This is a genomic window from Daejeonella sp. (assembly GCF_049655485.1).
In the GTDB taxonomy this organism is placed as follows: domain Bacteria; phylum Bacteroidota; class Bacteroidia; order Sphingobacteriales; family Sphingobacteriaceae; genus Daejeonella.
Map to the genome: position 1 here is coordinate 1 of NZ_JBASJU010000427.1, position 8,951 is coordinate 8,951.

Sequence of the window (8,951 nt, forward strand, 5' to 3'; positions counted from 1 at the left end):
CCCTTTGTCTTTGCGAGCGCACCCCGGTCCTTGTTCCTTACACCTTATTCCATGACCACCACCCCTATAAAAATCACTACCGCCAGTCCTGATTCCTGGCTCTTGGTTCCTGGTTCTCCTCTCTTTCTCTTCACCCAAAATATCCCTTTAACAAATTTTAACACACCGCTTTTACCTCTAAATACATGCCATCCAAAACTGTAATTATTAAAACAGAGAGCCATTATTCTAAACCATTGATTATGAGTACAATTTGCAAGATTTACCCTCTATTTAATTAACAATACCCCCCCTTTAACATTTAAGTTACACTAGCTGAATGGTGATTTCTGCCTATCATAATGGCCTATTTCTTACAGACATTTGAAATAAAAAAACCAAGCATTATGAAACTTAAATCTCTTTTGTTGAGTACAGCACTGGGTGTTGTCCTGACTTCTGCAACTCTTGCGAATACCCCGCCCTCTGTAAAAGCTACAAATGTTCTCGAAGCCTTTGCAGAAAGTCATCTTACTACGGATGCGAACAAATTGGAAAAAATTCTGAGTGCTGATGCCCATATGAAATTTACGAAAGGAAGCGAAGTGATTACTCAGGGCCAGCCAGCTATCGTCAAGCTGATGCGCCTTAATCACGGGACTAAACAGAACTGCTCTACCGTGGTCGATATACTGGCTAGTAGCGAGGCAATGGTTTTAGCGAAAGTGAACTTTGTTTACGAAGGATTCGTCATTGAAAACTACCTCACCTTAGAAATGGACAGGTACCAAAACTGGAAAATTACGAGAATAGATAAATTCTTTAATGAGGCCGAAACACCTGATGTCTTAACCAGGAATAAAAAATCCATATAACAAATCGGGGAGAATGCTTTTTGCGTATGTATAAGCATTCTCCTTTCTGAATTATGAACGTGTAAACCTCAGAATTATGAACAATGCTACCGAAAATGTAAGATCCGAGAGGTACAGCAGCAGATAAACAAGAGGGTTTCTAAAGATGCTGGTAAACGAAGGCCAGGCTGAAACTGACAAATATGTAGAGCAATTCTACACGTCAAAAAATTACCAGGCCAGGTTAGAAGCCATAAAATATCTTATAGGCGTTTCTGGAAAGTTTTCGTTCCCTGAAACCGTCTTCATTGATGCCCTAAAAGATTTCTGTTCGCAGGTTAAGGTTTATGTTCTGCAGAATTATGATTTTCAAAACTCCGACGAGCCCGGCATACACAGCTGCCTGGCTGAAATAGCTAAAAGTGACGAAAAAATTCAGGTACGCGCACTTGCGATGGATAAACTTGCAGCTCTAGATAAGGCTGAATATCATAGCCTCTTCTTTGCGACATCTCTTTTGAAAAGCTCTAAAGAGTCTGCATCAGGATTACGGGGATTGCTCAAGATTGATAAAGAAAAGGCCTATCAGATGGCCCGGTTCCGGGCGGAGAACTCGAGCGGTAATCTCGATCTCGCTATTGCGGAAATATTCCAGGAGCATGGAAATATGGACGACCTGGAATTCTTTAAAACCCGGCTTAAAGCAAGGACAAAATTCAGTAAGATCGATTTTACCAGGATATATTTAAAAATGCTTGGTAAAATTGAGATTGAAGCACTTATCAAAAGTCATATTATATATATCTGTGAGGATATTTCCCATGTCGGGAACACGGAACTCGTGCAGCGGCTTATCATGGAACTTTATCTTTTCATCTCGGAGCACAAAACGTTTCTTGCTCAGCACGAAGAAATTCAAATCTTCGTAAATAAAACCATCGACTTATTGTTAGAGAAAGACTATCTGAAATCTAAAAAAACCCATCCCTTCGGCCAATTATAAAATCAGGGCCCGGTATGTTGCAGGGCAGCATCTTGATTATCAAATAAAAAACCCGCCCTGATCGTAATCGGGGCGGGTTTTAATATTTTTGAAATACCTCTGAATTATTTAGCGCTATTTTTTTTCGCTGTTACTTCAGTTCTGATCTCTTGAGCAAGGTTTTTAAGATCCTGCATGCCTTTACGAACGCGTGTTCCGGCAGCACTGTTGCCTGAATTGTAAAATTTATTAGCGTCAGCTTCTACAGAAGCAAACAATTCCTTCATTTGTGTAAACTTATCCATCTTTTTCTTTTTAAATAATTGATTAAGGTTTAACAAATCTAATTTATTTAGAGGTATTGCCAAATGGTTTTTCATTTATTTTTCATCCAATTTCAATTTTTTGGCGATAAAATAGAACCAAGGATGCCAAAACACCTATTTTCATTCATTTTTTAACCAGAGCATGGCCTCCAAACTCGTTTCTTAGGGCTGCTACAACCTTACCTGCGAATGAATCATCCTCAAGGGATCTGTAACGCATAATAAGCGACAAGGCTATTACAGGGGTTGCAATTTGCTTATCCAATGCATCTTCCAGCGTCCATTTGCCTTCTCCTGAGGAATGCATGATTCCTTTTATTGACCCAAGGTCAGGTTCTTTTTTAAGTGCCCTTTCCGTAAGTTCCATCAGCCAGCTTCTTACAACCGAACCCTGATTCCAAAGACCAGCAATGGCAGCCAGATCCAGGTCCATCTCACTCTTCTGAAGCATTTCAAAACCTTCAGCAATGGCCTGCATCATACCATATTCAATTCCATTGTGGATCATTTTAACATAATGCCCGGAACCAGGTCCGCCACAATATAGATAGGCACCAGGAAGTGAAATATCCTTGAGGACCGGCTCAATCCTGTCGAATGCGGATTTGCTGCCGCCGAGCATCGCACAAATACCATTTAAAGCACCTTCAGTACCCCCACTGGTTCCGCAATCCAAATAATCTATTTCAAGATCCGACCACTCCTGCGCACGTCGTATGGAGTCTTTATAATTGGAGTTACCGCCTTCAACGATCATATCTCCTTTGGAAAGTAGTGGTTTGAGTTGCGATAGAACTTCATCTACAGGACCACCGGAAGGAATCAAAAGCCAAACGACCCGTTTTTCTCCCAGCTCTTCAATAAGCCCACCCAGCGAAGCAGAGGTCGGCACTCCTTCCCCGTTAATTTGATGCATCGTATCCTGGCTGACGTCATGACCAATTACCTGATGCCCGCATTTCTTTAAATTCAGGGCCAGATTATAACCCATTTTACCCAGGCCAATAAGTCCTATTTTCATTGTTAATTATATAAATTGATTCAATAACAGTACCCCCAGCAGTCCCAATACCGAAACGATACTTTCCATGACAGTCCATGTACCGAAGGTTTGTTTTAAACTGAGATTAAAATATTCTTTAAACATCCAGAATCCGGTATCATTGACATGAGAAAACATCAGGCTCCCTGCGCCTACTGATAATACCATGAGTTCTGCTGATACGCCCGCTCCGACCAGGGGCAATACTATCCCTGATGCTGTCAGGCCGGCCACCGTTGCCGACCCCAGCGTAACCCGCAGCAGGGCGGTAATAATCCAGGCCAGAAAAAGCGGCGATAAGTCCATGGACGAAGACAGATTCTTAACGGTTTCTCCTACCCCGCTGTCTATCAATATCTGCTTGAAAGCTCCTCCGGCAGCAATAATGAGAATAATCATTGCAATACTTTTTACGCCTTCGGTGCAGGAATCCATAGCCTTAGCTACCGGAATTTTCTGAATAATTATGGTCATGATGACTGCAATAAGGAGGGCTACCGTCGGGTCAGAAAGGAAAACAAAGACAGGGTCTACCGGCCCCCCGGGCAGGAAATTTGTACCAATAGTCCCAACAATAATAAGAACCACCGGAAGCAGGGCGGTCACGAAACTCCTGAATCCCGAAGGAAGTAATTCTTCACCTTCCGGATTGAACTCTGCCGGGATATCGCCCATATTGCTCTTCAAGATTAACCTGGGAAAAACGATACCTCCTGCAATCGCAATCGGAACACTTAGTATTAAACCATAAATAAGAATTAAACCTACATCGGCTTTAAAAATTGATGCAAGGGCAATTGGCCCGGGGTGCGGGGGCAGAAATCCGTGAGTGACCGATAAAGAAGCTGCCATGGGTAGTGCCAGATAAAGCAGGGGTAAACGCGTAGTGGAGGCGATGGCAAAGACTAATGGGACCAGAACCACAAAACCGGCATTGTAGAATAAGGGAATGCCTACCATTAAACCGGTGAGTAGGATCGCCCATTGAATATTTTTATAACCAAAAAAACGAATAAGTATAAATACAATCTTTTTAGCAGCCCCTGTATCTTCGATCAATTTACCCATCATGGCGCCTAAGGCCAGAACCATAATCATACTGCCTAATGTTCCGCCAATCCCGGTACCAATCGTCGTCATTACTTTCCCCACCGGCATACCGAGCAATAAACCAGTGATAATAGAGACTAAAAGCAGCGCGATCATCGGGCTCAGTTTCTTAACTATCAGAACCAGGAGAAGTATCAGGCCAAAGAGGACTATAAGTAATGACATGTTCAGTTATTTTCGGTGCTTAATTGATGCATACTGTTTTTCAAACTGGAATATAAGTTCCTATAAACTGCAAAATTTCGGGAATATAAATGGTGCTGAACCATATCCGGCTCAATAAACAGAGTAGCTTTTCCCGGCTCATCCGGGTATTTACCGCCATTCATGCCGAGCGCTTTTAAAGCGATAAATGCTGCTCCTATGGCAGATGCATCCTCTGTTTGTACCAGGGCAAGTCGCCTTCCGGTTATATCAGCAAGCAGCTGCATCCAGGTTTTTGAATTTACAAAACCCCCGCTCACATTGATCTGCTCTATACCGTCCGATCCATCTTCAACAGCCCACAGAACCTCGTATAGTGCGAAACAAATTCCTTCAAGTACAGCGCGGCAAAAATGGGCTTGGGTATGGCGCGAACGAATTCCGATAAATGCTCCGGAACTGCTCGCATCCCAGACCGGAGCCCTTTCCCCATTCAGATATGGAAGAAATAGCAAGCCCTCAGCGCCTGGGGAAACCTGTTCGGCCATTTTAAATACCTCAATAAATGTTTCCTTGTTATTAGTCTTTCCCAAAAAACCGGTAATCAACCAATCCAGTATATTTCCCCCATTATTAACCGGGCCGCCACAAATAAATGTTTTTTCATCGAGACAATAGCTGAAGGTCATGGCCGAAGTATTTATGATGGGTTTTTCGCTGGCTATCCTTATAGCACCGCTTGTTCCGATCGTGACAGCAGCCACACCTTTACGGATGGCAAAACTTCCCAGGTTAGCCAGGCAACCATCGCTGGCACCGATGTAAAAGGCTGTCTCATTATTTAGCATCCCCCCTAAGGAACTTGTAAGGGTAGGTGTATAATCCGTCTTTACTGGTTGGGATAATTGATCTTCCCGGATCCCGGCCAAAGCCAATAGTTCTGAGTTCCATGTGAAGCTGCCAATATCCAGCATTCCCGTGGCGCCGGCTATGGAATGATCAATAACATACTCTCCAAATAACCTATACCAAATGTATTCTTTTATGGAAATGAATTTATAAGCCTGTTCGAATACGACGGGCATATTTTCTCTTAACCAGATGATTTTACAAAGTGGAGACATCGCGTGTACAGGCATGCCCGACAACTCATAAATATGCTTACCCTTCGCTGAGTGTTTTAACCGGGTTGCGATTGAATCGCTTCGGCAGTCTGCCCAGGTAATCATATCCATCAATTTTACACCCTGCCTATCCACAGGGATTAAACTGTGCATGGCACTGCTTAAACAAATAGCTACGGGGCTACCCTGCATTCTATCCACCGTATCCTGCAGGCAGTTTTTGAATGCTTCCCAAATAAGTTCCGGATTCTGCTCGCTATAGTCAGCCTGTGGAGAATATGTTGGGTAATGATATTGGCTGGTCCCAATTGCTATGGAATCATACCCGACAGCAACTGCTTTAGTGCTGCCAGTACCAATATCAACACCCAAAACATAATTCATTCACCCCGGCTAAAGAATATTGTTTTTAACATGCTGAAAACTACGAGTGATACTCTCATACGGATCGCCCTTGATAACGTCCTGCTCTACAAAGTAGTGTTTCATACCCGACAACTTATAGTTTGCGAAGATCTTATTATAATCGATACTTCCAGAACCCACTTCTGTATACGATTTGTCGACTTTATCCATATCCTTGACATGCCACATCACATATCTTCCCGGATTCTGGTTGAATAGAGCAATCGGATCTTTTCCAGCTTTTACAGTCCAGTAGATATCCAATTCGAACTTAAGATCTTCGAGGCTCGTTTCGCGCAATAAAACATCGAATCCGGTAGTGCCATTGAAATTGATAAATTCAAAATCATGGTTATGATACACCAATTGCAAATCAGCGTCTTTCGCCAGGACAGCAGCCTTGTTTAATTTTTCCGCAAGAGATTTATAGCTGTCAAGATTCTTTCTCAGACCATCACTTAAATAAGGAACAGTAAGATATTTTTGATCAAGCTCATTGGCAGCTTCAATATTTGATTTCAGGCTATCCATATCATCTTTGCCCAAATAAGGCTCGAAATTATAATGCCCGCTCGGCGATTTTATCCCATGGCTTCTCATAAGGGATTTAAACTCATTAGGTTTTAGTCCCCAAAAGCCTCCAGTAGGAGAAAATCCATAGGTTTCGACTTCCTTAAAACCGATATCCGCAACTTTGGCAATCACTCCGCGGACGTCTTTCGAAATCAGATTTCTCAAGGTGTATAACTGCAGTCCAATTTTCTTACGCGGTTTGCTGAAAAGGTCTACCGGATTTGCCATCACACCAGCACTGATCAGTGCGGCTTGCTGAAGGAATATTCTTCTACTACTCATTATTTCTTTTTTTTATGGGAATAATTTCCCTTAGGTGATAATTATAAATTTGCCTGTACAATATAACAGAGATAATTCCAATCTGCTTCAAATCTAAACGATTATTTAAAAATAAGATAACGATAGTTAGCAAACTCTATTTTATCAAATTATCATATAAGCTGTTTATAGTAGTATACATGATGGTTCTTAGTCCTCTGGTGTACTTTTCTGCAGTACTGCTTCCATTCACTATCACCACAAAACCGAAATCTTCTTTCGGATTAAAGAACATGATGCTATAAAGGCCATAAGCAGAGCCCGTATGTCCGGTCATTTTTTCGCAAGCGTAACGAATTTGCTTTTATCAAGCGAATCAACATTATAACCGCCATAAAGGCCCAGCGGCTCTAAAACATGATTTTTAACATAATTATCAAAACGCTCCCCGGAAACACGTTCGATCAGTGCCCCCACCATATTGTAATTTAAATTACAGTATTCATAGTCAGCACCCGGAGCATAAGTATTATAGCATTTGGCCCAGTCTGGGTTTTTATCTGGATTTATAACGTCAAGGTTAAAATAACCCTGGCTATCATTGATACTTGAGGTATGCGACATGACCATCCGCAGCGTGATCACCTTGTCAGGAAAATTAGGGTTTCTTATTCTGAATCCTACGAGCTTGCCAAAATCATCGTCCAAAGATATTTTCTTCGCCTCCACCAGCTGCATAATTGATGTAGCAGAGAACGATTTCGAAATCGAAGCTATCCTGAAAATATCATCATTTGATAAAGGTGTATTGCTTTCAATATTTTTCAGCCCTAGTGAACTGGCTTCGATAATCTTCCCTCCTTTAACACCCACGTATGACATCCCAATAATGTCTTGTTCCTTCATGATCTGTTTTAAATCAGACTCAACTTGTGTGGATTGTGCGGAAGAGGTTAAAGAGATTAAGAGGAGGAGAAAAACGCTGAATGCACATTTAAAAATGTTAAGCATGTTAAGATGTGACTTTTAGTATGTGAAGGTAAAAATCGTAATAAATATTCGGATATCTGCTTGCATTCAATAGCGAAGATATTGATAGAAGTTTAAATTATTTAGCAGAACATTTAATAAACAGACAATTTATATACCATTTTGGGCCTTGCCGTGTACCCTCCAAACTAAATTACCTGTTCCGTGTTCTAAGGTCAAGGGGCCTGAATTTAAGCAATATAGCTTAGTGTACAAAGTACAATCAGTTGATTTTCAACTAGTTTTTACTTGCCATTATAGTTACAAGGCCTTAGATTTATCCCCTAACTAACCAAAAAAAGACATAAGTGATATGAGACGAATCACGATCAATAGCGAGGTTCCCGATCTGGGATACCTGGGACTCCATGCGCAGGAATTTTTCTATCAGCTTAGTCCTGGAGAATTAACAACAATAGCGTTGGATAAAAATGAAGGTATAATAAGTAGTTCCGGGGCGCTGGCGGTAAATACCGGAAAGTTTACCGGACGTTCACCAAAGGACAGGTTTATTGTAAAAGATGAGATTACAGCCGACCATGTATGGTGGGGTGATGTCAACTTTCCATTTTCAGAGAAAGACTTCAACAAGCTTTACACGAAATTCTTATACTATCTGAAAGATAAAACACTTTTCGTGAGGGATGGATCAGTCTGTGCCGACGAAGATTATCGACTGGGAGTAAGGACCATTACGGAAACAGCCTATCAGAATCTATTTGCTCATAATCTTTTCTTAGGGCCGGATGAGTCGGAATCAGCTCACCCCGACTGGACTATTCTGGCTGCACCAGGCTTCCTGGCTGATCCAGCTTTAGACGGTACCAGGCAGGCGAACTTCTCTATAATAAACTTTAACCGCAAAATAGTACTCATAGGAGGTACTGGTTATACCGGTGAGATTAAGAAAGCTATGTTTTCTGTCTTAAATTTTTTGCTGCCTGCAAAGCAGGTATTGTCGATGCACTGCGCGGCGAACAAAGGCGAGCGGGGTAATACTGCAATTTTCTTTGGGCTTTCAGGAACAGGAAAAACTACTTTATCGGCCGACCCGGACAGGGAACTTATCGGAGACGATGAACACGGTTGGGGTGCGCATTCTATTTTTAATTTCGAAGGAGG

The 8,951-nt window shown here is 41.9% G+C and carries 11 protein-coding genes; 3 read left to right on the plus strand and 8 right to left on the minus strand.

What is annotated here, in order from left to right; genetic code table 11:
- Positions 1–44: 44 nt before the first annotated feature.
- Positions 45–224, minus strand: coding sequence for a hypothetical protein (locus tag WBJ10_RS17215; protein WP_424292534.1), 180 nt, complete (start codon positions 222–224; stop codon positions 45–47).
- A 162-nt stretch (positions 225–386) separates the two neighbouring features.
- Between WBJ10_RS17215 and WBJ10_RS17220 the strand changes: the two genes are divergently transcribed.
- Both WBJ10_RS17220 and WBJ10_RS17225 read left to right on the plus strand, forming a co-directional pair.
- Positions 387–854, plus strand: coding sequence for a nuclear transport factor 2 family protein (locus WBJ10_RS17220; protein WP_424292536.1), 468 nt, complete (start codon positions 387–389; stop codon positions 852–854).
- Positions 855–999: 145 nt separating this feature from the next.
- Positions 1,000–1,836 carry a hypothetical protein gene (locus tag WBJ10_RS17225; protein WP_424292538.1) on the plus strand — a complete coding sequence of 279 codons (837 nt, stop codon included), beginning with the start codon at positions 1,000–1,002 and terminating at the stop codon, positions 1,834–1,836.
- Between the two features lie 104 nt (positions 1,837–1,940).
- Here WBJ10_RS17225 and WBJ10_RS17230 read toward each other — a convergent pair whose 3' ends face one another.
- From WBJ10_RS17230 to WBJ10_RS17260, 7 genes are all read right to left on the minus strand, one after another.
- Positions 1,941–2,120, minus strand: a complete 180-nt coding sequence (locus WBJ10_RS17230) for a histone H1 (protein ID WP_424292540.1) — start codon at positions 2,118–2,120, stop codon at positions 1,941–1,943.
- A 145-nt stretch (positions 2,121–2,265) separates the two neighbouring features.
- Positions 2,266–3,162 (minus strand): phosphogluconate dehydrogenase (NAD(+)-dependent, decarboxylating), encoded by an 897-nt coding sequence (gene gnd, locus WBJ10_RS17235; RefSeq protein ID WP_424292542.1) that lies wholly within the window; start codon positions 3,160–3,162, stop codon positions 2,266–2,268.
- Between the two features lie 6 nt (positions 3,163–3,168).
- Positions 3,169–4,458, minus strand: a complete 1,290-nt coding sequence (locus tag WBJ10_RS17240) for a gluconate:H+ symporter (protein ID WP_424292544.1) — start codon at positions 4,456–4,458, stop codon at positions 3,169–3,171.
- Positions 4,459–4,460: 2 nt separating this feature from the next.
- A complete protein-coding gene (locus tag WBJ10_RS17245) occupies positions 4,461–5,945 on the minus strand; it encodes a gluconokinase (RefSeq protein ID WP_424292546.1) in 1,485 nt (494 codons plus the stop codon).
- A gap of 9 nt (positions 5,946–5,954) precedes the next feature.
- Positions 5,955–6,821 carry a sugar phosphate isomerase/epimerase family protein gene (locus tag WBJ10_RS17250; RefSeq protein ID WP_424292548.1) on the minus strand — a complete coding sequence of 289 codons (867 nt, stop codon included), beginning with the start codon at positions 6,819–6,821 and terminating at the stop codon, positions 5,955–5,957.
- Between the two features lie 136 nt (positions 6,822–6,957).
- Positions 6,958–7,137, minus strand: coding sequence for a hypothetical protein (locus tag WBJ10_RS17255; protein ID WP_424292550.1), 180 nt, complete (start codon positions 7,135–7,137; stop codon positions 6,958–6,960).
- Positions 7,134–7,706, minus strand: coding sequence for a serine hydrolase domain-containing protein (locus WBJ10_RS17260; RefSeq protein WP_424292552.1), 573 nt, complete (start codon positions 7,704–7,706; stop codon positions 7,134–7,136). Before WBJ10_RS17260 ends, WBJ10_RS17255 begins: the two co-directional genes overlap by 4 nt.
- A gap of 436 nt (positions 7,707–8,142) precedes the next feature.
- Between WBJ10_RS17260 and WBJ10_RS17265 the strand changes: the two genes are divergently transcribed.
- Positions 8,143–8,951, plus strand: an 809-nt coding sequence (locus WBJ10_RS17265; RefSeq protein ID WP_424292554.1) for a phosphoenolpyruvate carboxykinase (ATP), incomplete at its 3' end; no start/stop codon positions are given.